1 protein-coding gene is annotated in these 454 nt (G+C 44.7%); it reads right to left on the bottom strand.

The annotated features are described in order from the left end of the window. Positions 1 to 372: ABC transporter ATP-binding protein (locus CBI42_RS11325; protein ID WP_142294134.1), on the bottom strand; the 372-nt coding region annotated here is incomplete at its 3' end. Positions 373 to 454: the final 82 nt, after the last annotated feature.

Genomic DNA, 454 nt, shown 5'->3' with positions numbered 1-454 from the left:
TTTCATGACTTCAGGCACATCAAGTGAATCTGGTGAAATTTGGGATGCCAGTTCAACGTTTTCCAAGGCCGTTAAGTTTGGAATCAAGTTATAAAACTGAAAGACAAAGCCCACGGAGAGTCGGCGATAAGTTGTTAATTGTTTGGGTGAGTCGTTGGCAATAATTTTGCCATTGATGATGACGTCACCCTTTGTTGGGGTGTCCATGCCGCCTAAGATGTTAAGCAGCGTTGACTTGCCTGCCCCGGAAGCGCCTACGATAATGGTGAGTTCGCCTTTTTTTATTTCAAAATTGATATCGTCATTGGCGCGGACTTCCTGTTCACCGCTACCGTAGATTTTGGAAACGTGTTTGACGTCGATGTATGCCATGATGTGCCTCCCGAATTGTTGTCCTTACGATTATGATACTTGTGGAAACCAGGGAAAGCAAACCAAGTTTTCGAATGACTCC

The sequence above is a fragment of the Streptococcus sp. KR genome (assembly GCF_002238115.1).
Lineage (GTDB): Bacteria > Bacillota > Bacilli > Lactobacillales > Streptococcaceae > Streptococcus.
This window is presented reverse-complemented; position numbering and strand designations above follow the sequence as displayed.